Genomic DNA, 22,685 nt, shown 5'->3' with positions numbered 1-22,685 from the left:
CGCCTGTTTAATCGCAGCGACTGAACCCCGCCCGCGATGCGATCAAGATGAGAAGTAGACAGATCAACTTCTTCCTGACCGCCGAGGATCAGGCGACGCTGCTCGCGCGCCTTATGGATCGCCTGGGACCGTTTTTGTTCATCTCGCGCAGGTCCGAGAACGACGCACCGCAACAATTGGACACTGCTGCGGTTAAGAAGATGGGCTCCGAGCCGCTCACAATCTATCTTCTCCGTCAGAAAGACCTCGGGCAGGTCAGGTTTGAGCCGTTTACTGAGCAACAATGTTATGTCGTTGACAGCCTGCTGTCGCCGGTCATTGAATTCTCACGTTGCTACCATTCCGATGGCCTGCTCAGGCGCGGACGAATGTATGTGGTTTCGTCGTACTATGATCGGGACGGCGTACCGGTCAGCAAAGATCGCGATTTTCTGGACTGGGCAGCCGCGATGATCGCTGCGGCACGCAAGATCGTTCAAAGGCGGGTGCCACCATCCATGTTCTATTGCGGCCAGAACGCCTTCGAGCTGAGCCAGCAGGGCGAACGATTCGTGACCGACTAGCCATCTCCGCCGGCGCTTCGCCGCTCTGCACTCATCGTCCTGTTGCGGTGGCCGCGGATCAGGCTAGACTTCCTCCCAATAAAAAACATTCGGGAGGACCCCATGTCAGCAATCACCCGCCGCACTCTGCTCGCAGGCTCCGCGGCCGCCGGTGCCTATGCGCTCGCGGGCAGCCCGGCGCGCGCCGAGCCGCAGTGGAAGAAGTACGCCGGTACCAAGCTCGAGGTGATCCTCGCCAAGGGGCCGCGTGGCGACAATCTGCAGAAGTATATCAAGGAATTCACCGCGCTGACCGGCATCGAGGTCGAGTCCGAGCAGATCCCCGAGCAGCAGCAGCGCCAGAAGGTGGTGATCGAGTTCTCCTCCGGCAAGCCGAGCTTCGATGTCGTGCACCTCAGCTACCACGTGCAGAAGCGGCAGTTCGAGAAGGCCGGCTGGCTCGCCGACATCACCGATTACATGAAGGACCCGAACCTCACCGCGCCGGACCTCACGGAAGCCGATTTCTCCGCCGCCGGGCTCACTTACGCCAAGAATGACAAAGGGCGGATGCTGTCGCTGCCGTGGTCGGTCGACTACTTCATCCTCTACTATAACAAGGAGATGTTCGAGAAGAAGGGCATTGCGGTCCCCAAGACGTTGGAGGAGATGGCCGACGCCGCGGAGAAGCTGACCGATTCCAAGTCCGGCACCTACGGCTTCGTCGGTCGTGGCCTGCGCAACGCCAATGTCGCGTTGTGGACCAACTTCTATCTCAACTATGGCGGCGAATTCCTCGACGGCAAGGGCAATATCCTGAGCGACGGGCCGGAAGCCATCGAAGCGACCAAGCTGTACCAGCGCCTGCTGACCAAATGCGCGCCGCCCGGCGTCGCCGGCTTCAATTGGATGGAGTCGATGGCCTCCTTCACGCAAGGCCGCTCGGCGATGTGGATCGACGGCGTCGGCTGGGCGCCGCCGCTCGAGGACCCCAGCGCCTCTCGGATCGTCGGCAAGGTCGGCTATACCGTGGTGCCCGCGGGGCCCAAAGGACAGTTTTCATCGACCTATGGCGACGGCATCGGCATTGCCGCCGCAAGCCCGAACAAGGAAGCCGCCTACCTGCTGTGCCAATGGGTGGTCTCGAGGAATCAAGGTGCACGCCTGCTGCAGGCGGGCGGCGGCGTCCCGTTCCGCAACTCCATCCTCGGCGACGCCGAGATCCAGAAAGGTGTCAAGCTGCCCAAGGAGTGGCTGCAGTCAGCCATCGACTCCGCCAAGATCTCCAAGCTCGGCCTGCCGGTGGTGGTCCCGGTTGCCGAATATCGCGACATCATCGGCTCCGCGCTGACCGCGACGCTGTCCGGCGGCGATCCGGCGACCGAGCTGAAACGGGCGCATGAGCAGTATCGCCCGATCCTGGAGCGCAGCGAGAAAGCGTGAGCACCATCACCCAACAGGCTGCCAGCGCGGCGCAAGACTCGACCGTGCCGGCGCAGCCATGGCGACCGCCGTCCTACTGGCCGTTCGTGCTGCCGGCGCTGATCGTGGTGCTCGGCGTGATCATCTTCCCCTGGCTGTTCACGATCTGGATGAGCTTTCAGGAATGGAAGGTCGGCTCGCCCACAACCTTCGTCGGCTTTGCCAACTATCTGCGATTGCCCGCCGATCCGCGTTTCGTCGAGGCGGTCGGGCACACGCTGTCCTACACCGCGCTGTCGGTGGTGCTGCCGCTGGTGCTCGGCACCTTCGCGGCCGTGATCTTCCACATCAAGTTTCCCGGGCGTGGCATCCTGCGGGCGCTGTTCATCATGCCGATGATGGCGACGCCTGTGGCCATCGCGCTGGTCTGGACCATGATGTTCCACCCGCAACTCGGCGTGCTGAACTACTTGTTGTCGCTGGTCGGCCTACCGCCGCAGCTCTGGGTCTTCCATCCCGGTACCGTGATCCCGTCGCTGGTGCTGGTCGAGACCTGGCAATGGACCCCGCTCGTCATGCTGATCGTGCTCGGCGGTATCGCCGCGCTGCCGACCGAGCCCTATGAGAGCGCGCAGATCGATGGCGCCACCACCTGGCAGATGTTCCGCTACATCACCCTGCCCCTGATCATGCCGTTCCTGTTCATCGCGGCGATGATCCGAGCCATCGATGCCGTGAAGAGCTTTGACATCATCTTCGCGATCACCCAAGGCGGGCCCGGCACGGCCTCGGAGACCATCAACCTTTATCTCTACAGCGTCGCCTTCGTTTATTACGACCTTGGCTATGCCTCGGCGATAGCGCTGGTTTTCTTCGCGCTGATCGTAGCGCTCACCGCGGCGCTGCTGATCCTGCGCAGGCGCGCGCAATGGACGGGGATCGACGCATGAGCGCCCGCGATATCCTTGGCCGGCTCGGCCTCGCCTTCGGCGTCTTCCTCATCGTCTCGCCGGCAATCCTGTTCTTCCTCTGGATGATCTCGCTATCCGTGAAGTACGAGATCGACAACGCCGCCTATCCGCCTGTGTTCATTCCGGAAAATTTTGCCTGGAAGAACTACGCCGACGTGCTCGCCTCCAACCGCTTCTTCACTTACTTCAAGAACAGCGTCGTCGTGACCGGCGGCGCCACCTTGCTGGCGATGCTGGTCGGCGTGCCCGCCGGCTACGGCATCGCACGCATGGCGGCGCACAAATCGGCAATCGTGATCCTGATCGCGCGCATCACGCCGGGCCTGTCCTACCTGATCCCGCTGTTCCTGCTGTTCCAATGGCTCGGCCTGCTCGGCACGCTATGGCCGCAGATCATCATCCATCTCGTCGTTACAGTGCCGATCGTGATCTGGATCATGATCGGCTATTTCGAGACCACGCCGATCGAGCTGGAGGAAGCTGCGACTATCGACGGTGCGACGCGCTGGCAGGTGTTTCGCCATGTCGCGCTGCCGGTGGCCAAGCCGGGGCTTGCGGTCGCCTTCATCCTGGCCGTGATCTTCTCCTGGAACAACTTCGTGTTCGGCATCGTGCTGGCGGGACGCGAGACCCGGACCCTTCCGGTGGCGGTCTACAACATGATCTCGTTCGATCAGCTGAGCTGGGGTCCGCTCGCGGCTGCAGCTCTGATTGTCACGGCACCAGTGCTGGTGCTGACGATGTTTGCACAGCGTCAGATCGTGGCCGGGCTGACCGCCGGCGCCGTGAAGGGTGGATGAGAGCTCGGCCGCAAGCCGTTCAGCTGCCGACTGATTTGCCAGCTGGTCGCGCGGCCCGCACCAGCGACAAGGCGGCGGCGGCAGCGATTAAGGCCGGGATTGCCGCGACCATGAACAGCGTGTCGACGCCCGCCCTGGCGGCGAGCATGGCGCCGCCGATCAGCGGCCCGACGATCGAGCCGACCCGGCCGACACCGAGCGCCCAGCCCATGCCGGTCGAGCGGATCGCGGTCGGATAATAGGTCGCGGTCAGCGCGTTGGCGGCGATCTGGCCGCCGACGATGCAGAAGCCGGCCGCGAAGATCGCCGATGTGACCAGCGCGACCGAATGACTGGTGATACCAATCGCAGCGATCGCTACAGCGGCGCAGAGATAGGTGAGCGCCAGCGCGCGAAACGAGAAGCGGTCGATGAAGTGGCCGAGTGCGAAGGTGCCGACCACGCCGCCGACCTGCAGCATCGCGCCGATCACTGCCGCCACTGAGACCGAGGTGCCGAGATCGTTGAGCACGGTCGGCAGCCAGTTCGCCAACAGATAGAGATCGAGCAGGCTCATGAAGAACACGCTCCAGAGCAGCAGCGTGACGCGGCTGCGCCGCTCGGCGAACAGATGCGCGACCGGCAGGCCCGGCAGCCTCTGCTCGCGCACCACGAAATGAGCATCAGGTGGAATAGCCTCATCCGGCGCGACCCGCCGCAGCAGGCCGGCGACGTCGCGGTCGCGGCCGCCGACCAGCGCGAGATAGCGGATCGATTCCGGCAGCACCATTCCGAGCAGCGGCGCGAGCAGCAGCGGCACCAGCCCGCCGACCAGGAACACCGAGCGCCAGCCGAACGCCGGGATCAGCGCCCCCGCGAGCAGCCCGCCGAGCGCCGCCCCGATCGAGAAGCCGGCGAACATCATCATCACCATGGTGGCGCGGCGCCTGATCGGGCTGAGCTCGGAGGTCAGCGCCACCGTGTTCGGCATCGCGCCGCCGAGGCCGAGCCCGGTGAGAAAGCGCAGCACCATCAGCCAGGTCGCGTCCTGCGCCAGCATCGTCAACAGGCTGCCGATGCCGAACGCGATCGTGCTCGTGACGATGATGCGCTTGCGCCCGATCCGATCGGCGATGGTGCCGAACAGGATCGCGCCGATCATCAGGCCGAACAGGCCGGCGCTGAATACCGGTCCCAGCGCGCCGCGCGCGAGCTTCCATTCCTGCGCGACGGCGGGCGCGACATAGCCGATCGCTTGGGTGTCGAAGCCATCGACGAACAGCACCGCCGCGCAAATCAGGAGCACACGAATCTGGAAGCTGCCGACCGGCAGGCGATCGATGGTCTCGGAAATGTCGATGACGGCCGCCGCCGCGCTCGCCCTGCCATCGAGGCCCATTCGCGTTTCCGTTCCCGTGGGGCAGACGAGAGCCCCGTTCATTGTTGTTCAAAAGCTCTTATTATGGGATCGTCCCGGGTTCAAGGGGACGTCTGAAAAGCGATTAGCGAAGCGCCACGTTTTGTCGTTTCGTTGCGACGGGTGCGACGCCGTTGAAGACGTCTATTAGTACCAGTGCGGCGGTGGGAGGCGCGGGCGGATGATGGCGGACACAACGGCGCCCGTGGTGATCGTCGGCGGCGGCCCCGTCGGAATCGGGCTTGCGATCGATCTCGGCCTGCGCGGCATCAGCGTCATCGTGGTCGAACGCCATCTCGCGCCGCAGCCGATTCCGAAGGGCCAGAACCTGACCCAGCGCACCATGGAGCATTTCCATTTCTGGGGTGCTGAAGACGCGCTCCGCGCCGCGCGCACCATCCCGCGCGACTACGGCATGGGCGGCATGACCGCCTATGGCACGCTGCTCGGCGACTATCATCACGATTGGCTGCAGCGCGAGCTGGTGCGCCCGTTCTATTTCACCGACAACGAACGGCTGCCGCAATACGCCACCGAAGCGGTGCTGCGGCAACGCGCGGCCGAAATCGACAAGATCGAGCTCAAGTTCGGCTGGACCTGCACGGCGCTGCGCCAGGATGACGATGGCGCTGAGGTCGACATCATCGACCGCGCCGGGAATAGTCGAACATTGCGCGCCGAATTCGTCATCGGGTGTGATGGCAGCCGCTCGCTGGTGCGCGAGCAGGCCGGCATCACCCAGACGAGGTCCGATCACGACCAGCTGATGGTGCTCCTGGTGTTCCGCTCCACCGGCCTGCACGAGCTGCTCTCGCGCTACCCGGGCAAGTGCTTCTACAACGTGCTGCATCCGGAGCTCGACGGCTATTGGAAATTCTTCGGCCGCGTCGATCTCGACTCGACCTGGTTCTTTCATGCGCCGGTGCCATCCGAGACCAGCCGCGACAATTTCGATTTCAAGCGCCTCCTGCATGAGGCGGCGGGCGCCGAGTTCGACGTCGAGCTCGAGCATGTCGGCTTCTGGGATCTGCGCTTTGCCGTCGCCGACGACTATCGCAAAGGCCGCGTCTTCATCGCCGGCGATGCCGCGCACAGCCATCCGCCTTACGGCGGTTATGGCATCAACAGCGGGCTGGAGGACGCCGTCAATCTGTCGTGGAAGCTCGCTGCCCATCTGCAAGGATGGGGCGGCGCGGCACTGCTAAACAGCTATAGCGCCGAACGGCAGCCGGTGTTCGCCTCGACCGCGCGCGACTTCATCGAACAGTCGATATTCACCGACCGCGAGTTCCTGCGCCGCCATGATCCCGCGCGCGACCGGGCCGGTTTCGAAGCCGCCTGGCACGAGCGGCAATCCGGCGCACGCGCCGAGGTCAATGCGTTCGAGCCGAACTATGAGGGATCTCCGATCGTGTGGGGACCGCCCGGCGCTGCGAGCAGCGCGATCGGCAACCACGCCTACGCGGCCCGCCCTGGCCATCATCTGACGCCCGCAATGCTGTCATCGGGCCGCAACGTGTTCGAGGCGCTTGGCCGCGGATTGACGCTGATCGCGCTCGATGCCGGTAATGCGGCGGAGCGGTTCGCGCAGGCGGCTGCCGCGCTGCGCATCCCGCTCGAGATTATCAGCGACACCGCTGGCGACGGCCGCGAGAGGTACGCAGCGCGGCTGATCCTGGTGCGACCGGACCAGTTCGTCGCGTGGGTAGGTGATGATGTGTCCGATGATGCCGACCCGATGCGCTTGCTGCAGCGGGCGGTCGGCAGGACGGGATAAACATACCGTGACTTTGTTTCGTCATTGCGAGCGAACCGAAGCAATCCAGAATCATAGTGGACGGCGCTTTCTGGATTGGTTCGTCGCTTACGCTCCTCGCAATGACGGCACCTACAGGCTCAATGTCGCGCGGCCTTGGATCCGCGGCGGTCACGGCGTCCTGGTAGTCGTTGCCGAAATGCGTGCGGACGTAGTTGACGACAGCCGCGACCTGCTCGTCGCTCATGAACATGCCGAGCGGCGGCATGCCGTGCAGGCCGTTGGTGACGACGTAGAGTGGATAGCCTGCAGCTTCCAGCCGCTTGTCATTGGCTAGCGACGGAAACACGCCGGCGCCGCTCGCGCCCTTGCCATCCATCATGTGGCAGGCGCTGCAGACATTGCGATACAGGCTTTCGCCATCCGGCTCGACGAACCGGAAACCCGGGCTGAACACGGTGACCGGCGCACTCGGATTGGATTGCGCATAAGAGGCCGCAGCAAGCAGTGATGCAACGCAAGCTACCAACATGACGATGGCATGAAGCGTGAGCCGCCCGGCGTCTATCCGTCGCCCCAAATTCGTCGACTGCCGGATCATGCCTCTAACTCTTGATCACGCGTTGATGCAGCCGGGTGGCGGCGTCGAGCGCCGAGAGCACCGCGCCCTCCTGCCAGGCTGGCAGATAGGACACATGCTCGCCGGCGAGCACGATCCGTCCGTCGATCTGGCACAGGTTCTCGTAATGCTGCGCGCGCGCCGCCTCGCTCCAGTAGCCGGCGCAGCCGAGCGTGAACGGCATCCGATTCCAGGCGACCGCGACGCCAGTCTCGAACTCCTCGCGGTATTGCGGATGGAGCTGCGCGCCGAACTCCACGGCGCGCGCCACGCGCTCCGCCGGCGTGAGAGCCGTGAGCTCATAGGCGTTGGGCGAGCCGAACACATAGGCGCCGAGCAGCACGCCGCGGCCGCGCCGGTTGAAATCCGTGTTGGGATAGGCGATCTGGCCGATCGGCAAATCGGTGTAGCTGATGCCGCCATAGATCGCCTCGTCCTCCTCCCAGAAGCGTCGCTTGAATTGCAGGCCGATCTTGACCGAGGCGATGTAAGGCACCGCGTCGATCGCAGCCTTCATGGGCGCGCCGACATCAATCTCGAGCTGGCTGAGGATGGAGAGCGGAATGGTGCAGATGCACCAGTCCGCCTTCTCCTGGTGGGTCGCAGCCGCCGCATCGACGTCGGTGTAGGTCACGGTGACTTCCGCTCCGTCCTGCTGGATCCGCGTCACCTTGGCATTGCAATGGATGAGATCGCCGAGCTCGCGGGCGAAGGCCTTGCCGATCGCATCCATGCCGCCGACCGGCTGAAACAGCGTGGTCTGGTAGTCGAACGCCGCGAAACTCTGCAAGTAGCGCCACAGGCGCGACTGCAGGATCTCCGACAGATCGATCGGCTTGCCGGGCACCGGCGCTGCACCCTGGCCACCGCCCGGCGGCGTTGCATAGCCGCGAAACGCCGCGCCGGTCAGGCTGCTCTTATAGGCATAGTTCGAATCGAGCGCGCCCCAGCTCTTCAGCGCGGCGAGCAGGATCTCCTTGTCCTCTTTCGTTACAGCGGCATCGAGCGCGCCCTGCTGCGTGACCTTGGCGAGCAGCTCCGAGACACGGCCCTGGAAATCGGCCTTGATCTCGCGGATGCGCTGCGGTCTGCCGCCGAAACCATTCGACGCATGCAGCAGCGCATTGTGGTTGAGCTGGATGAACGGCTCGAGCGCGACGTTGAGGCGCTTGCAATAGTCGAGCACGGCGCGGTGGTGATAGGGAATTCGCCACGGGCCGGGATTGATGTAGAGGCCTGGTTCGAACTCACAAGTCTGGCTGTGGCCGCCGAGCTCGGTGAAGCTGTCGCCGCCGCGCAGGGTCCAGTTGCGACCGCCCGGCCGGTTGTTGAACTCGAGCACCTTGACCTTGTAGCCGGCATTGCGCAGCTCCAGCGCCGCGGTCATGCCGGCAAGCCCCGCGCCGAGCACCAGAACGGACGCGCCCTTGGGATCGCCGTCCAGCCGGATCGGCCCCTTGTAGGTGGACTCTGCCGCGAAGCCGAGGCTCTCCATCGCCTGATACATCGCCGCGCTGCCGGCCACCGTGCCGATCAGCGCCAGGAGATCGCGCCGACGTATCGCTGTCTTGGGCTGACTCTTTGGCTCATCGTCCATGTCGATGCCTCAGCTCAGCGCCGAGTCCGGCAGCGAGACAAGCGGCGGCCTTGAATAGAACATGAAGCATCATCCCGGTCTGCGATGCCTGATGACCGTCACTTTATCGCATCGATGGATGCGGGTGGTCCGCGATGCCGATTGCAGATGCAACGCGCCGCGTCACTTATTCTTGAACACGGCGCGCCTCGCGCAGGTCAATCGCACGATTTTGCGCGCATGGACATCGACCGATCAGACGAAGCTCGGCATCACGACATCGGTAATGACCGCCCTGTTGACGGCAATCTGCTGCTCGATCGGCTTGCCGTAATTGCCGCAATGGATGACGACGACCAGATCATCCTGCGGGATCACCGTCAGGTTCTGGCCACCCCAGCCGATGCCGCCGACCCAGCGGCGCGCCTGCGGCGAGCCGGCTGCGCCATTGCCGATATACCAATGATAGCCGTAGCTGCGGGACTCGCTGATGGCGACGACCGGCGTCGTGATCCGCTTCACCCAATCTGGCGACACGATCTGCTGGCCGTTCCAGACGCCGCCTGCCTGCACGAGCTGGCCGATCTTGATGAGATCGCGCGGCAGCAGTCGCAGGCCCGAAGCGGTGTGCGGCTCGCCGTCCTTCCCCTTGGTCCATTCCGCAGGACCGAACTGCAGCCGATCGAACAGCACGCGGCGGCAGTAATCGAGCAGCGGCTGACCGGTGCCCCTGGCAATCAGCCGGCCGAGCAGCGCGGTAGCGCCGCCGCAGTAGGTCCAGTGGGTGCCGGGCTCGCGCACAATGGGGCGATCGAGAACGAAGCGGAAGCGATCCGGCGCGTTCTCCATCCCGTTCTCGCTGTTGCGCGGGTCGCCGTAAGGATACGTGAATTCATCCCATTCCAAGCCGAGCGTCATGCTGAGCACGTGATGCATCGTCAGACGCTCGCGACCGGGCTGGCCGGCAAGATCGAGATATTGCGGAAACTGCTCATACAGCTTTGCTTCCGGCGGCGGCACCTTGCCGTCCGCGAGCGCAATGCCATAGACGAGGCCGACCACGCTCTTCGATACCGAGCGCAGGTCGTGCAGCACATCAGGGCCGAACACGACGTTGCCGAGCGGCTGGCTCCAGGCGATGTCGTGCCCCTCCCCGTAATGCTCGAACACCAGGCTGCCGTGCTGGCTCACCAGCAGGACATGCAGGCCGTCGACCTTGCCATCACGCTCCGCTGCGGCAAGACGCTCACCGATCTCGCGCGATACATCCTGGGCGAACGCACGCGACGATGGCGCTATCAGGCCGGCGCCAAGAGCAATCAGCAGATGACGGCGGTCGAGCGCAAGCATGGCACGTTACCCCCCTCCCGGCCGATGTTGCCGCACGGGCATTCGCTATGCCCAATGCCGGGCGCTCTTAGGATACCAGCTATCGCCGGCTGTTCCAGCTGTTAACGGTCCACCTTGCCGCTTTTTAATCAGGCGGCGGAGATGACAAATGGACCGGGCGTTTGATGTGGCTCGGGACCGATCACAAGTTCGGTGTCGTCCCCGACCAAGCGAGCGCGGCCCGGGATCCACAGCCACAGACAGTCATGAGGGGGCACGCTGGAGCAACAGTTCGCCACAACACGAAGGCCGGTGGCTATGGGCCCCGGCTCAAGGCCGGGGCGACACCTCATTTGCGGTGATGGCCATAGACCGTCTACCGCCGTCGGCTCGGCTGGACTACACGATGCCGGCCGCGACCTGGCTGCGCAGCCGCTCCAGGCTGAGCAGCGTGTTCGCGCAGGCTTCCGCGACCTCGATGCCCTTCACCGCAAAATGCTTGCGGAAAAATTCGATGTGCGGCTGCGTTTCGTGGAATTGCTGCGGCGTCAGCACGGCGGAGAACACCGGCACCTCGGTGCGGAGTTGCACGTCCATCAGCGCCTTGATGACGGTGTCGGCGACGAACTCATGGCGGTAGATGCCGCCATCGACCACGAGCCCGGCCGCGACGATCGCGGTGTAACGGCGGGTCTTGGCGAGCAATTGCGCATGCAGCGGAATCTCGAACGAGCCCGGCACCTCGAAAATGTCCACCCGATCGCGGGCGATATGGCGCGCCTCGATCGCGTCCAGAAAGGCGATCCGGCATTCAGCGACGACCTCGCGATGCCAGGAGGATTGCACGAAGGCGACCCGCTGCGGCTTGGCGAAACGCGGATGCGAGGGAACCGGCTCAGTCGCGCCGGTCTCCGGTTGGGGCGCGCTGCCCGGCGGGTGGGTCTGGACGGTGTCGGCTTGGGTGATATCGGCTTGGGGGTCTTGCAACATCTGATTCATGGTTGTCCTCGTTCGAAACCAGAATCAGGGCATACGGAACGACGACGCCCCGCGCCAAAGCAGCGCAGGTGCCGTGACCGTTCTCTTTCATCCGGACTGTAACCGTCGGCTTCGGAGTTGCACCGAATCTGCTGACCCCTGTCCGGCCGCAAGGTCAGACAAGGCGCTCGCGGGCTTGGGCCTTGGATCAAGGCCCTTACCGCCGGTGGGGACTTTCACCCCGCCCTGAGAACATCGGCCGCCCGGCTGGACGGCCTATCCCAACTATGCCGGGCGGCCCCGGCCCCTACAAGGCCCTTTCAGCGGCAGGAATCAGGAACCCGCCATGCGCCGCGGGCGCGGCTAGCAGCCCCTCCCTGTGGGCGCTCCCTGACGTGGGGCTCTTTGGGGCGGACCGGACTCGCATTGCGTGCACGAATCAAGCGGCAGATTCCTGTGGCGTGGCGCACAGGAATCCGATTCCGGTTTGTTCTCATCGCGCAACCACAGAACGTGATCAGCTGTGGACGAATTTGGGTTTGTCTGTGGACGGACTCGGGGTGCGGTTGCGCGGATTCTGCAAATCACATCAGTTTGTGCGCGCACGCCCGGTTCTTCCGGGACTGCAGCCGGTAGCGAGGCGCCGAAGCGGGCGCGGGCCGGGTCGCCGCGTGAAGTACCAACAGATATCAAGAAGACAGAGGTCGAGACGGCATGTCCCTGCTCGAAGGCATTATTGATTCCGGAAATCATCCGCTGACTGTTGTGGAGTCCATCGCCGCCGATAACAACTGGCCGTTCGAGCGCTCCGGCGAGGATGAAATCACCATCGTCTCGAAAGGACAATGGACCGACTATCAGATCTCCTTTACCTGGATGCATGAGATCGAGGCGTTGCATCTGGCCTGCGCCTTCGACATGAAGATTCCGGAGAATCGCCGCGGCGAGGTGCAGCGGCTGGTGGCCGCGATCAACGAACAACTCTGGCTCGGCCATTTCGACATCTGGACCCACACCGGCATGATCATGCATCGCCAGGCGCTGGTGCTCCCGGGCGGTCTCACCGCCTCGGCACGGCAATGCGAGAGCATGCTCGCCGGTACCGTCCACGCCTGCGAGCGCTACTACCCAGCCTTCCAGTTCGTGGTGTGGGCCGGCAAGTCGACGCAGGAGGCGATGGCGGCGGCGATGTTCGATACGGAGGGCGAGGCTTAGTTTCTCGCTCTCTCCGCCACCTCGATGTCGTCCCGGCGAACGCCGGGACCCATACCGGGTGATGTCTGATTTTTGGCAAACTGCTTGTAGCGCTGCCTTCGCTTCAATAGAAACTGCTGTGGTTATGGGTCCCCGCTTTCGCGGGGACGACAGCTCCTTTGCGGTGACCACAGTGGACAACAACACCCTTCGACACATCACCGGCACTATCGTACTGGCCGGCGCCGGCAAGATGGGCGGCGCGATGCTGACCGGCTGGCTCGCGCGGGGGCTCGATCCCAAGCACGTCGTCGTGATCGATCCTGCGCCCGCGCCCGAGATCAGCGCGCTCGGCGCGCAGGGCATCCGCCTCAATCCCGGCGAAGCCGCGCCTGCCGACACCCTCGTGGTCGCGGTCAAGCCGCAAATGTTCCGCGCGGCCGGCGCTGCATTGAAGCGCTGGGTCGGCCCCTCGACGCTGGTGGTCTCGATCATGGCCGGGACCACGATCGCGGCGCTGCAGGAGGTCTACGCGGGCGCCGTGGTGCGGGCGATGCCGAACACGCCGGCCGCGATCGGCCGCGGCATCACCGTGGCGGTTCCTGATACTCACGTCAGCGCCATGCAGCGCGCCACGGCAGATGCGCTGCTGCGCGCCACCGGCGCGGTCGAATGGGTCGACGACGAGGCGCTGATGGACGCGGTCACGGCCGTGTCGGGCTCGGGCCCGGCCTATGTGTTCCTGCTCGCGGAGGAGTTGGCGCGGGCCGGAATCGCCGCCGGCCTGCCCGATGCACTTGCGACCAAGCTCGCGCGCGACACTGTCTCCGGCGCCGGCGAATTGCTCCATCGCTCGGAGCTTACGGCCGCGACCTTGCGCCAGAACGTCACCTCGCCTGGCGGCACCACGGCCGCTGCGCTGTCGGTGCTGATGGGCGATGACGGCTTTGCCCCGCTACTGACACGCGCGGTGGCGGCCGCGACCGCGCGGTCGAAGGAACTGGCGAAGTAGCTCTCCTCGTCACTGCGAGGAGAGTCAGCGACGAAGAGTGATCCAGACTCGCGGCAATGACGCTGGATTGCTTCGCTTCGCTCGCAATGAGGGGGCCTACACCAACCCAAACCTTTTCTTGAACTGCGCGACATTGACGAGGCCGCGGCCGTGGCGGCCCTCGCCGATCTTCACTGCGCCGTGGAAGGCGGCGACCGCAAAGCGGATCACGCGGCGCTCGACCTCGATCACCTCGGCCGTGGTGCGGATGGTGGCGCCGACGGGCGCCGCGGCAAGATGCCGGATGTCGACCTCGATGCCGACCGTGACCCAGCCAGGCTGAAGCACCGGATTGATGGCATCTCCCGAGGTGAGCTCCATCTCCAGGATCATCATCGGCGTCGCGAACACCATCGGCATATGCGGCACGAAATGCCCGACCGTCTGCTCGGGCGGCACCACCAGGATGCGCTCGGCGCGCATGCCGATCTTGATCGCCTCGCGTGCGTCCATGGCTCGCTCCATACCACCGATGTCGTCCCGGCCAAGCGAAGCGCGAGCCGGGACCCATAACCACCGGCTTCGCGATTAAACCATGCTGGAGGACGATCCATCGTCCCAATGAGCGGCTGTGATTATGGGTCCCTGCGTTCGCAGGGACGACAGCTGGGCTTACTTCTTCTGCTCAGCCGCGCGCTCGACGAAGGTCTTGCCGCCCTTCATCTTGTGCGACAGCGGCGCCTCGTTGATCTGGATAACCACGGCCTCGGCATCGACGCCGAGATTCTTGACCAGCGCCTGGGTGATGTCGCGCATCATGCCAGCCTTCTGCTCGTCGGTACGACCGGCGGCCATGTTCACGGTGATCTCAGGCATTCGTTGCTCCCTGCTACTTCGTCATGGCCGGGTTTGTCCCGCCTGCGCGGCCGAAGCCGCTTCGGCGTGGCGAAGGCCCGGCCCATCCACGTTCATCCCATGAAACAAGACGTGGATGCCCGGCACAAGGCCGGGCATGACGGCAGAGTGGAATGGCTACCCCCACGTCACATCATGGCGGGCGAGCACTTCGCGCACGCGTGCGACGAGCTCGTCCTCCTTGCAGGAGAATTGCGCCGGACGGCTCTCGCGCCATTCCTGGTTGGAGGCGATCGCGGCCGCGGCCTTGGCGCCTTCGATCAGATCCTTGATCTGCACCTCGCCGCGCGCCTTCTCGTCGCTGCCCTGGATGATGACGCAGGGCGCATTGCGCCGGTCGGCATATTTGAGCTGGTTGCCCATGTTCTTCGGATTGCCGAGATAGAGCTCGGCGCGGATGCCGTGATTGCGCAGCTTGGCGACCATGGCCTGGTAGTCGGCGACGCGATCGCGATCGAACACGGTGACGACCACCGGCCCAAAGGCAGGCCGCGTGTCGAGCTTGCCGAGCAGGGTCAGCGCGGCCTGCAGGCGGGAAACGCCGATAGAGAATCCGGTCGCCGGCACCGGCTCGCCGCGAAAGCGCGAGACCAGGCCGTCATAACGCCCACCGCCGCCGACCGAGCCGAACACCACCGGCCGGCCCTTCTCATTGGGAATCTCGGCGAGCAGCTGCGCCTCGAACACCGGGCCGGTGTAATATTCGAGACCGCGCACGACAGACGGATCGACCGCGATCTGATCGTGATAACCGGCGGCATGGACGAGGCGCGCGATCTCGACAAGCTCGTCAAGGCCTTCGATCGCGAGTTTCGAGTCGGCAAAGGTTTCACGCAGCATGTCCGCGATGCGGCGCGCGACCTCGTATTCATTGGCCTTGGCGTCGGGATCACCGGCAAGACGCTGTTGCACGTCCTTGTCGCCGGCATAGGCGAGCAGCGGCGGCGCGACCAGCGCGCGCGCATTGACGAACGTCTCGATCTTCTTGATCTGGGCTTCGTCGAGACCAGCGCCCTTGGTGAAGTCCCCGCTCTCGTCCTTGCGGCCGGACCCAAGCAGCTCGCGGACGCCACGCTCGCCGAGACGATCGAGCTTGTCGATCGCGCGCAGCACCGTGAGCCGACGGCTGAAATTCTCATCGCCCCCGAGGCCGATGCTTTCCATCACGCCGTCGAGCACCTTGCGATTGTTGACCTTGACGGCATAGGCTCCGCGCGGAATCCCCAGCGCCTCCATCGTGTCGGCCGCCATCATGCACATCTCGGCGTCGGCCGCCGGCGAGCCCGAACCGACCGTGTCGGCGTCGAACTGCATGAACTGGCGGAAGCGGCCGGGGCCCGGCTTCTCGTTGCGGAACACGTAGCCGGCGCGATACGACCGATAAGGCTTCGGCAAAGAGTCGAAATTCTCGGCGACGTAGCGCGCGAGCGGCGCGGTGAGATCGTAGCGCAAGCTGATCCACTGCTCGTCATCGTCCTGGAACGAGAACACGCCTTCGTTCGGACGATCCTGGTCAGGCAGGAATTTGCCGAGCGCGTCGGTATATTCGAACGCCGGCGTCTCGACCGGCTCGAAACCGTAGCGCTCGTAGACGGTCCGGATCTTCTCGACCATCTCGCGGGTGGCCGCGATCGCGGCCGGACCGCGATCCTCCAGCCCGCGCGGCAGCCGCGCCTTCAGCTTCTGGGGTTTCTTGGGTTTGTCGGACATGGCTGGCTTGGTAGCAGCCAAGGCGCAATGCGGCAACCCGACGGCGCATCACCCAATCGCGCCAAGAATTCGCTGCAGCATGACCGTTGAGAAGGAAAGCCCTCGCCGCGCGTGCAGCGAGCTCTCTCCGCCCTTTGCGGGGGAGGGTTGGGGTGGGGGTCCACACGGGCAGTCTTTACGGAAACCCCACCCCCTCCCCGCAAGGGGGAGGGGAGTCGATCGTGCTCGCGGCGATAGCTCGGCTCAAAACACCTTTCGGATCCAGTTGTGCGGATCGGGGGCGCGGCCGTACTGGATGTCGACCAGCTGCTTGCGCAGGCCCATGGCGACGGGGCCGGCCTCACCGCCGTTGATGAGGACATCGCCGCTCGCCGAACACACCTTGCCGATCGGCGAGATCACCGCGGCGGTGCCGCAGGCGAAAGCTTCCCGGAGCTTGCCGCTCTTGGCATCGGCGCGCCATTGGTCGATCGAATACGGCTCTTCGCGCACAATTGTGCCGGCATCCCTGGCCAGCGCGATGATCGAGTCACGCGTGATGCCGGGCAGGATGGTGCCGAGCGGCGGCGTCGAAAGCGAGCCGTCCTCGAACACGAAGAACACGTTCATGCCGCCGAGCTCTTCGACATATTTGCGCTCGAGCGCATCGAGGAACACCACCTGATCGCAGCCGTGCTCGATTGCCTCGGCTTGCGCGCGCAGGCTCGCGGCATAATTGCCGCCGCATTTGACGGCGCCGGTGCCGCCGATCGCGGCGCGCGTGTAGTTCTCCGAAACCCAGATCGAGACCGGCGCCGGGCCGCCCTTGAAATAGGAGCCGACGGGCGAGGCGATGACGGCAAAGATGTATTCGGCCGACGGCTTCACGCCAAGGAACACCTCGCTCGCGATCATGAACGGCCGCAGATAGAGGCTGCCCTCCCCGCCCGGAATCCAGGCGCGATCGATGCGCACGAGCTGCTCGACCGCCTCGATGAAAACCGCTTCGGGCAGCGGCGCCATCGCCATGCGGTCGGCCGAATTGTGGAAGCGCCGCGCATTGGCATCGGGGCGGAACAGGTTCACGCCGCCATCCGCGCGCTTGTAGGCCTTGAGGCCCTCGAAAATTTCCTGTGCGTAATGCAGCACGGCCAGCGCCGGATCGAGCGGGAAATTGGCCCGCGCCTCGACGCGCGCGTCGTGCCAGCCCTTGGCCTGGTTGTAGCGGACGATCGACATGTGGTCGGTAAAGACCCGGCCGAAGCCCGGATCCTTCAGCTTGGCGGTGCGCTCCGCCTCGGGGGTCGGGCTGGCCGATGGCCTGATGTCGAAGGCCAGGCCCGCCACGGTCGAAACCGGCTCCGACCTGACGTCTGCGGGGCTGCTCGCCCGATTTCGGGCTGTGTTATCCAACGAAACCGCCATGGTCTCCTCCCGGATCAGCGCGCCAGGCGCGCATCTCTGGCGCGGCTGGCGGGTTTAAGTGATCTGGACCGGCCTTACCACGCCGGCAGGTCCTAATGGGACATGCTTTTGCGAAGGGCGGAAGTCCAGTATGTTTGTCGAAATGCCGCTCGACAATGACACGGTCAATCAATGCGCGGTCCTTGCCCGCCCCAGGGGGCGTGCTCGGGCCTGTTGAGGCACGTCTTGTGAACGTCACCCGCGACCGAACGATCTAAAATTTCGCCGCGGGCGATTGTTTTGTAACATTGAACCCAAGAAACGTCAATATGGCTGACATAAATTTCTCAGGCCCGGCGCCGTCTGCCGATTCACGGGCCGCCGACTCGCAAGGGGGAGGGCCGGCCGCGGATCAGCGCCAGTTGCGCTGGGACATCATCGAGCTCTTGTTCTTCGCCTATCGGGATTTCGTCGGCGATGCCGACCATGAGCTGGAGGCGTTCGGCTTCGGCCGCGCGCATCACCGCGTGATGCATTTCGTCACGCGCTATCCCGGGTTGAAGGTCGCCGACCTCCTGGAGGTGCTGCGCATCACCAAGCAATCGCTCGGCCGCGTGCTCAAGCAGTTGCTCGACGAAGGCTACATCGTGCAGAAGACCGGCAATGCCGACCGCCGGCAGCGCCTTCTTTTCGCCACCGCCAAGGGCGAGGCGCTGGTGAACAAGCTCGCCGGCCTGCAGACCCGACGCATCGAACGCGCGCTTGCCGAGATCGGCCCGGCGGGCGCCGAGCCGGTCCAGCACTTCCTGCGCGCGATGATCGATCGCGACGATCCGGACAAGGTGCTGGAAACGATCTTCAAGACGCCCGTGACCACCGCAAAGGAGTGATCGTGACGCTCGCCGCCATCGCCCCCCATCCGCCGCAGACCCCCGCCGACGACGCGCCGCATCTTCTGCTCGTCGACGACGATCGCCGCATCCGCGACCTGCTCTCGCGCTTCCTGCGCGGCGAGGGCTATCGCGTCACCACCGCGATGAGCGCGAGCGACGCCCGCGCCAAGCTCGCCGGGCTGCATTTCGATCTGCTGATCCTCGACGTGATGATGCCGGGCGAGACCGGCTTCGATCTCGCCCGCTCGATCCGCACCTCGTCCTCGGTGCCGATCGTGATGCTCACCGCCCGCTCCGAACCGGAGAGCCGGATCGAGGGCCTGCAGCTCGGCGCGGATGACTATGTCGCCAAGCCTTTCGAACCAAGAGAACTCGCACTGCGCATCGGCAATATCTTGAAGCGCGCCGCGCCGCCGCCGGCCGAGGAAGCGCTCGAGCAGGTCAGCTTCGGCCCTTACGTCTATCATTTGAGCCGCGGCGAATTGCGCCAGGGCGAGGAGACCATCCACCTGACCGATCGCGAGCGCGAGATGCTGAAGATCCTCGCCACCTCGCGCGGCGAGACCGTGCCGCGCGGCGCGCTGACCGGCAATGGCACCGTCAACGAGCGGGCGGTCGACGTGCAGATCAACCGGCTGCGCCGCAAGATCGAGACCGATCCGGCCAATCCGCTGTTCCTGCAGGCCGTGCGCGGCATCGGCTACCGGCTGATGGTGTCGGCTTGAGATTGTCATGGTGGGACCAAGTCGAGTTGCAAGCACAGTGCGCTCCCTCTCCCATGGGGAGAGGGTTGGGGTGAGGGATTACGGTCTCTCGATAGACCGCTCCCCCTCACCCGGATTGCATCTTCGATGCAATCCGACCTCTCCCCGCTGGGGAGAGGTGCACCGAACTCGTGGCCCTGTTCTCAATGCGGCAACTGCGTCCCGATTCACATGACCACGCTCGACACCGGCCTCACCTTCATCCGCACCGCCTCGCGACGAGTCTCTGTCGTCAATGGCTGGATGGGCAACGCGTTCAAGAGCTGGATGCCGACCGGCCTCTATGCCCGCGCGCTCTTGATCATGATCGTGCCGATGGTGATCCTGCAGACGGTGGTGGCCGGCGTGTTCATGGAGCGGCACTGGAACACGGTGACGCGGCGTCTGTCGGCCGCTGTCGTGCAGGACATCGCGGCCCTGATCGACATCTACAAGGCCACTCCGCAGGACAAGGATCACGCGATGCTCCGCCGCATCGCCCAGCAGCGGCTCAATCTCGTGGTCGACTTCCTGCCCGCCGGCGACATCCCGCCGCCGGGGCCAAAGCCGTTCTTCAACCTGCTCGACCAGTCGCTGTCAGGACAGATCGGCCGTCAGATCAGCCGCGCCTACTGGATCGACACCGTCGGCCGCTCCAATCTTGTCGAGATCCGCATCGCGCTCGATGACTCCGTGATGCGCGTGTTCGCGCAGCGCAGTGCGGCCTACGCCTCCAACACCGACATCTTCCTGTTCTGGATGGTCGGCACCTCCTCGATCCTGCTGATCGTCTCGGTGCTGTTCCTACGCAACCAGATCAAGCCGATCCTGCGGCTTGCGGACGCGGCCGAGAGCTTCGGCAAGGGTCGCGAGGCGCCGAACTTCCGTCCGCGCGGCGCGCGCGAGGTGCGGCGCGCGGCACATGCCTTCCTGGAGATGAAGGCGCGCATCGAGCGCGCGATGGAGCAGCGCACCGCGATGCTCGCCGGCGTCAGCCACGATCTGCGCACCATTCTCACCCGCTTCAAGCTGGAGCTGGCGCTGCTCGGCGACAGCCCGGAGATCGACGCGATGCGCAAGGACATCGACGAGATGTCCGGCATGCTCGAGGACTATCTCGCCTTTGCCCGCGGCGATGGCGGCGAGGTCGCGCATCCCACCGACATATCGGCCGCGCTCGAGGAGCTGCGCAGCGATGCCGAGCGCAACGGTCACGCGGCGTCCGTGTCCTTCCACGGCCTGCCGGTGGTCATCGTCAAGCCGGCCGCGCTGAAACGCTGCCTCGGCAATCTCGTCTCCAATGCGGCGCGTTACGCCGACAAGATCGCCATCACCGGTCACCGCGATCACCGTTATCTGACGGTCACAGTCGATGATGACGGCCCCGGCATCCCCGCCGCTATGCGCGAGGAGGTGTTCAAGCCGTTCCTGCGACTCGATGATGCCCGCAACCAGGACGAAGGGGGCACGGGCTTAGGCCTCGCCATCGCCCGCGACATCGCCCGCTCCCATGGCGGCGACATCATGCTCGGCGAGAGCCCGATGGGCGGCCTCCGCGCCACGGTGCGGATCCCGGTTTAGGTGCTGCGTTCCTGAACAGCTGTCGTCCCGGCCAGGCGAGCTACGGGCAGTGCGACCCCGCTATTGTGGAGACAGGCGTGCCCTCATCCTCACCCGTCGTCCCGGGCAAGCGAGCAACGCGAGCGCGACCCGGGATCCATACGCCGCAGCAGATGTTTGGCGAAGGAGGACGTCACAGACATCGTGCCCACATGCCTCCCTGTGGTTATGGGTCCCGGCTCAAGGCCGGGACGACACCGGATTTGTTGAGGCGCCGGATGTAGTTACCGTAGCGTCATCCGGAGCGACAAGAATCCGACCGAGATTTGCGTCTCACTGCTTCGCGCCGGGCAGCAGCGCCTTCAGCTTTTCCATATCCTTGACATTCATCTTCATGCCACCGGGCATGACGATGTCACCGGGCTTCTGGTCCGGCTTGCAGGCGCCGAGCCACTTCGCCTCGATCGTCATCGTCGTGTCGCGCGCCGGAGCGCCGGCCTTGCCGCCCTCGAAATGCGAGGTGGTCTTCACGACATAGGCGGAGTTGAAGTCGCCGACGATCTCGGTATGCCCGGTCGAGTTGATGCCGCCGATGGTGCAGACGAAGTCGGCGACATAGCCGTTCGCCGTCTGCTGCAAATCCTGCTTCGAGCACATCTGCTTGGCCATCGGAGCGACATTGCTGTTCATCTCCTTGTCGATCGTCGCGTCGGTGCAGTGCTGCATGGTCATGTCAGGCATCTGCGACCCCGTGCGAGCCATCTTCATCTCCCACAGGCCCGGCTTGCGGGTCGGCAGTTCGACGGCGAACGCGCCATGCGCAGACAGCGCCAGCAACACGCCACAAGCTATTCCCGACGCGGCAGGCCGACGCATATCCGATACTCCGGCTTCAATTCAGGATCTTATTGGGCCGGCTCAATAACGTGTGCGCAGCGGCCGCTCTGCCGAACCATAGGGCACCCAGCGGCAGGCGAACGACAGATAGCCGCCATATTGCCTGTCGACCGCGAGGAATTTCGCCACCTTGCCGTAGGAGGCGCAGTGCTCGACAGCCATCTGCCGCGCATCCGCCGTCTGCGCCAGCGAAAAGGCGATGATGCCGCCGGTGTCGTTGCCCTTGAACGCCGGCACCGGCAACAAATCGGCCTTGGCCGGCACCGCCGCCAGCATGCCAAGGCCCGCAATCAGGCCCATCGCCTTCATCATTCGCATCAGAGTCTCCATTCGCTGCCGGCAATCTAGGATGCCTCTGCGCGCAAGAAAAGGACGGCGGGGTTGCGGCGACGATACAGTCGTGGAGTGTTGCCGCGTTGCACTTGACCTCTGTTGACCGGCGCGGCACGGTCCGTCTTTCCTGGACCAGCCCCGCGGACACCCCATGCGCAACGGCAGCAATTTCCTCAAGACCCTCGGCGCCACCTGTGGTGCTGTGCTCGGCCTTCTCGCCATCGGCGCGCCGGCACATGCCGCCAACCCGCTGGAGATGAATTTCTGGCTGTCGGGCCCGAAATATGACGGGCGTGTCGCACCTTGCGAAGCTGCGCTGCCGACGATCAGCCACGACTTCCAGGAGAAGGAAAGCACCTTCTGGAATTCGGCACTGACCATCACCGGCTATGCCAACATCCACGAGATCGCCTTCCGCCCCTGGCAGTCCGACAACATTCCGCGCCGCTACTGCACCGGCAGCGTCATGGTCAGCGACGGCAAGGTGCGCACGGTGAACTTCTCGATCATCGAAGATGGCGGGTTTGCCGGCTACGGCCAGGGTGTCGAATTCTGCGTCGTCGGCCTCGACCGCAACTGGGCCTACAACCCGGCCTGCCGCGCCGCCAAGCCCTGATCGAACTGGTTCTGATCGAAGAAGCCCTGATCAGCCAAGCACCGCTCAGGCGAGCCTGAGC

At 64.7% G+C, this 22,685-nt stretch carries 21 protein-coding genes, 1 pseudogene and 1 riboswitch; of the genes and pseudogenes, 11 read left to right on the top strand and 11 right to left on the bottom strand.

The genetic code is table 11. From position 1 onward, the window contains the following. The first annotated feature begins 47 nt into the window (after nucleotides 1–47). From P6U24_RS09920 to P6U24_RS09905, 4 genes are all read left to right on the top strand, one after another. Nucleotides 48–563: a hypothetical protein gene (locus P6U24_RS09920; protein ID WP_407158944.1), complete on the top strand. Its 516-nt coding sequence runs from the start codon at nucleotides 48–50 to the stop codon at nucleotides 561–563. A 102-nt stretch (nucleotides 564–665) separates the two neighbouring features. Next, nucleotides 666–1,985: an ABC transporter substrate-binding protein gene (locus tag P6U24_RS09915; RefSeq protein WP_407158943.1), complete on the top strand. Its 1,320-nt coding sequence runs from the start codon at nucleotides 666–668 to the stop codon at nucleotides 1,983–1,985. Next, a complete protein-coding gene (locus P6U24_RS09910; RefSeq protein WP_407158942.1) occupies nucleotides 1,982–2,914 on the top strand; it encodes a carbohydrate ABC transporter permease in 933 nt (310 codons plus the stop codon). The genes P6U24_RS09915 and P6U24_RS09910 overlap by 4 nt, the downstream gene beginning before the upstream one ends. Further along, on the top strand, nucleotides 2,911–3,735 hold the full coding sequence (locus tag P6U24_RS09905) for a carbohydrate ABC transporter permease (protein ID WP_407158941.1): 825 nt from the start codon (nucleotides 2,911–2,913) through the stop codon (nucleotides 3,733–3,735). Before P6U24_RS09910 ends, P6U24_RS09905 begins: the two co-directional genes overlap by 4 nt. Before the next feature lie 19 nt (nucleotides 3,736–3,754). On the opposite strand, the gene P6U24_RS09900 is transcribed toward P6U24_RS09905, so the two are convergent. Beyond that, nucleotides 3,755–5,113: an MFS transporter gene (locus tag P6U24_RS09900; protein WP_407158940.1), complete on the bottom strand. Its 1,359-nt coding sequence runs from the start codon at nucleotides 5,111–5,113 to the stop codon at nucleotides 3,755–3,757. A 199-nt stretch (nucleotides 5,114–5,312) separates the two neighbouring features. Here P6U24_RS09900 and P6U24_RS09895 point away from each other — a divergent pair, with 199 nt between their 5' ends. Beyond that, nucleotides 5,313–6,908, top strand: a complete 1,596-nt coding sequence (locus P6U24_RS09895; protein WP_407158939.1) for an FAD-dependent monooxygenase — start codon at nucleotides 5,313–5,315, stop codon at nucleotides 6,906–6,908. A gap of 241 nt (nucleotides 6,909–7,149) precedes the next feature. On the opposite strand, the pseudogene P6U24_RS09890 reads toward P6U24_RS09895, so the two are convergent. The 4 genes and pseudogenes from P6U24_RS09890 to P6U24_RS09875 all read right to left on the bottom strand — a co-directional run. Further along, a pseudogene (locus P6U24_RS09890) lies at nucleotides 7,150–7,266 on the bottom strand (cytochrome c); the annotation flags it as partial. A 226-nt stretch (nucleotides 7,267–7,492) separates the two neighbouring features. Further along, a complete protein-coding gene (locus P6U24_RS09885; RefSeq protein ID WP_407158938.1) occupies nucleotides 7,493–9,103 on the bottom strand; it encodes an FAD-dependent oxidoreductase in 1,611 nt (536 codons plus the stop codon). A gap of 234 nt (nucleotides 9,104–9,337) precedes the next feature. Further along, nucleotides 9,338–10,432 carry a serine hydrolase domain-containing protein gene (locus P6U24_RS09880; RefSeq protein ID WP_407158937.1) on the bottom strand — a complete coding sequence of 365 codons (1,095 nt, stop codon included), beginning with the start codon at nucleotides 10,430–10,432 and terminating at the stop codon, nucleotides 9,338–9,340. A 378-nt stretch (nucleotides 10,433–10,810) separates the two neighbouring features. Further along, nucleotides 10,811–11,410, bottom strand: coding sequence for a 6,7-dimethyl-8-ribityllumazine synthase (locus P6U24_RS09875; protein ID WP_407158936.1), 600 nt, complete (start codon nucleotides 11,408–11,410; stop codon nucleotides 10,811–10,813). Between the two features lie 75 nt (nucleotides 11,411–11,485). After that, a riboswitch (FMN riboswitch) is annotated at nucleotides 11,486–11,647 on the bottom strand. A 456-nt stretch (nucleotides 11,648–12,103) separates the two neighbouring features. Here P6U24_RS09875 and P6U24_RS09870 point away from each other — a divergent pair. Together P6U24_RS09870 and proC are read left to right on the top strand one after the other, a co-directional pair. Beyond that, a complete protein-coding gene (locus P6U24_RS09870; RefSeq protein ID WP_407158935.1) occupies nucleotides 12,104–12,604 on the top strand; it encodes a YbjN domain-containing protein in 501 nt (166 codons plus the stop codon). Nucleotides 12,605–12,728: 124 nt separating this feature from the next. Further along, entirely contained in the window at nucleotides 12,729–13,595 is an 867-nt protein-coding gene (gene proC, locus P6U24_RS09865) for a pyrroline-5-carboxylate reductase (protein WP_407160411.1), read from the top strand. A 96-nt stretch (nucleotides 13,596–13,691) separates the two neighbouring features. Here proC and P6U24_RS09860 read toward each other — a convergent pair whose 3' ends face one another. The 4 genes from P6U24_RS09860 to P6U24_RS09845 form a co-directional block, all read right to left on the bottom strand. After that, nucleotides 13,692–14,087 (bottom strand): thioesterase family protein, encoded by a 396-nt coding sequence (locus P6U24_RS09860; protein WP_407158934.1) that lies wholly within the window; start codon nucleotides 14,085–14,087, stop codon nucleotides 13,692–13,694. A gap of 159 nt (nucleotides 14,088–14,246) precedes the next feature. Beyond that, entirely contained in the window at nucleotides 14,247–14,450 is a 204-nt protein-coding gene (locus P6U24_RS09855; RefSeq protein ID WP_407158933.1) for a 4-oxalocrotonate tautomerase family protein, read from the bottom strand. A 156-nt stretch (nucleotides 14,451–14,606) separates the two neighbouring features. Then, a complete protein-coding gene (hisS, locus tag P6U24_RS09850; RefSeq protein WP_407158932.1) occupies nucleotides 14,607–16,199 on the bottom strand; it encodes a histidine--tRNA ligase in 1,593 nt (530 codons plus the stop codon). A gap of 243 nt (nucleotides 16,200–16,442) precedes the next feature. Next, nucleotides 16,443–17,525, bottom strand: a complete 1,083-nt coding sequence (locus P6U24_RS09845) for a branched-chain amino acid aminotransferase (protein ID WP_407158931.1) — start codon at nucleotides 17,523–17,525, stop codon at nucleotides 16,443–16,445. A 386-nt stretch (nucleotides 17,526–17,911) separates the two neighbouring features. Here P6U24_RS09845 and P6U24_RS09840 point away from each other — a divergent pair, with 386 nt between their 5' ends. The 3 genes from P6U24_RS09840 (at nucleotide 17,912) to P6U24_RS09830 (ending at nucleotide 20,799) form a co-directional block, all read left to right on the top strand. Then, nucleotides 17,912–18,472, top strand: coding sequence for a MarR family winged helix-turn-helix transcriptional regulator (locus P6U24_RS09840; protein ID WP_407158930.1), 561 nt, complete (start codon nucleotides 17,912–17,914; stop codon nucleotides 18,470–18,472). Beyond that, complete coding sequence (locus P6U24_RS09835; RefSeq protein WP_407158929.1) at nucleotides 18,469–19,200, top strand: response regulator; 732 nt, start codon at nucleotides 18,469–18,471, stop codon at nucleotides 19,198–19,200. The genes P6U24_RS09840 and P6U24_RS09835 overlap by 4 nt, the downstream gene beginning before the upstream one ends. Before the next feature lie 210 nt (nucleotides 19,201–19,410). Next, entirely contained in the window at nucleotides 19,411–20,799 is a 1,389-nt protein-coding gene (locus P6U24_RS09830; protein WP_407158928.1) for an ATP-binding protein, read from the top strand. A gap of 312 nt (nucleotides 20,800–21,111) precedes the next feature. On the opposite strand, the gene P6U24_RS09825 is transcribed toward P6U24_RS09830, so the two are convergent. Together P6U24_RS09825 and P6U24_RS09820 are read right to left on the bottom strand one after the other, a co-directional pair. After that, nucleotides 21,112–21,654: a DUF3617 domain-containing protein gene (locus P6U24_RS09825; protein WP_407158927.1), complete on the bottom strand. Its 543-nt coding sequence runs from the start codon at nucleotides 21,652–21,654 to the stop codon at nucleotides 21,112–21,114. Between the two features lie 42 nt (nucleotides 21,655–21,696). After that, nucleotides 21,697–21,993 (bottom strand): hypothetical protein, encoded by a 297-nt coding sequence (locus tag P6U24_RS09820; RefSeq protein ID WP_407158926.1) that lies wholly within the window; start codon nucleotides 21,991–21,993, stop codon nucleotides 21,697–21,699. Between the two features lie 166 nt (nucleotides 21,994–22,159). On the opposite strand from P6U24_RS09820, the gene P6U24_RS09815 reads away from it, so the two are divergent. Then, entirely contained in the window at nucleotides 22,160–22,624 is a 465-nt protein-coding gene (locus tag P6U24_RS09815) for a hypothetical protein (protein ID WP_407158925.1), read from the top strand. The last annotated feature ends 61 nt before the right edge of the window (nucleotides 22,625–22,685 follow it).

The organism is Bradyrhizobium sp. STM 3557 (genome assembly GCF_045571465.1).
In the GTDB taxonomy this organism is placed as follows: Bacteria; Pseudomonadota; Alphaproteobacteria; order Rhizobiales; family Xanthobacteraceae; genus Bradyrhizobium.
The sequence above is the reverse complement of the archived record's forward strand: the minus strand, read 5'-3'. Positions and strand labels throughout refer to the sequence as shown.

Bases quoted from the DNA above. Each gene is read 5' to 3' on its own strand.
- P6U24_RS09870 (WP_407158935.1), top strand. From the start codon at position 12,104: ATGTCCCTGCTCGAAGGCATTATTGATTCCGGAAATCATCCGCTGACT.
- P6U24_RS09895 (WP_407158939.1), top strand. From the start codon at position 5,313: ATGATGGCGGACACAACGGCGCCCGTGGTGATCGTCGGCGGCGGCCCC.
- P6U24_RS09820 (WP_407158926.1), bottom strand. From the start codon at position 21,993: ATGCGAATGATGAAGGCGATGGGCCTGATTGCGGGCCTTGGCATGCTG.
- P6U24_RS09825 (WP_407158927.1), bottom strand. From the start codon at position 21,654: ATGCGTCGGCCTGCCGCGTCGGGAATAGCTTGTGGCGTGTTGCTGGCG.
- P6U24_RS09860 (WP_407158934.1), bottom strand. From the start codon at position 14,087: ATGGACGCACGCGAGGCGATCAAGATCGGCATGCGCGCCGAGCGCATC.
- P6U24_RS09815 (WP_407158925.1), top strand. From the start codon at position 22,160: ATGCGCAACGGCAGCAATTTCCTCAAGACCCTCGGCGCCACCTGTGGT.
- P6U24_RS09855 (WP_407158933.1), bottom strand. From the start codon at position 14,450: ATGCCTGAGATCACCGTGAACATGGCCGCCGGTCGTACCGACGAGCAG.
- hisS (WP_407158932.1), bottom strand. From the start codon at position 16,199: ATGTCCGACAAACCCAAGAAACCCCAGAAGCTGAAGGCGCGGCTGCCG.
- P6U24_RS09900 (WP_407158940.1), bottom strand. From the start codon at position 5,113: ATGGGCCTCGATGGCAGGGCGAGCGCGGCGGCGGCCGTCATCGACATT.
- P6U24_RS09880 (WP_407158937.1), bottom strand. From the start codon at position 10,432: ATGCTTGCGCTCGACCGCCGTCATCTGCTGATTGCTCTTGGCGCCGGC.
- proC (WP_407160411.1), top strand. From the start codon at position 12,729: ATGGGTCCCCGCTTTCGCGGGGACGACAGCTCCTTTGCGGTGACCACA.
- P6U24_RS09915 (WP_407158943.1), top strand. From the start codon at position 666: ATGTCAGCAATCACCCGCCGCACTCTGCTCGCAGGCTCCGCGGCCGCC.
- P6U24_RS09830 (WP_407158928.1), top strand. From the start codon at position 19,411: ATGACCACGCTCGACACCGGCCTCACCTTCATCCGCACCGCCTCGCGA.
- P6U24_RS09875 (WP_407158936.1), bottom strand. From the start codon at position 11,410: ATGAATCAGATGTTGCAAGACCCCCAAGCCGATATCACCCAAGCCGAC.
- P6U24_RS09905 (WP_407158941.1), top strand. From the start codon at position 2,911: ATGAGCGCCCGCGATATCCTTGGCCGGCTCGGCCTCGCCTTCGGCGTC.
- P6U24_RS09920 (WP_407158944.1), top strand. From the start codon at position 48: ATGAGAAGTAGACAGATCAACTTCTTCCTGACCGCCGAGGATCAGGCG.
- P6U24_RS09885 (WP_407158938.1), bottom strand. From the start codon at position 9,103: ATGGACGATGAGCCAAAGAGTCAGCCCAAGACAGCGATACGTCGGCGC.
- P6U24_RS09840 (WP_407158930.1), top strand. From the start codon at position 17,912: ATGGCTGACATAAATTTCTCAGGCCCGGCGCCGTCTGCCGATTCACGG.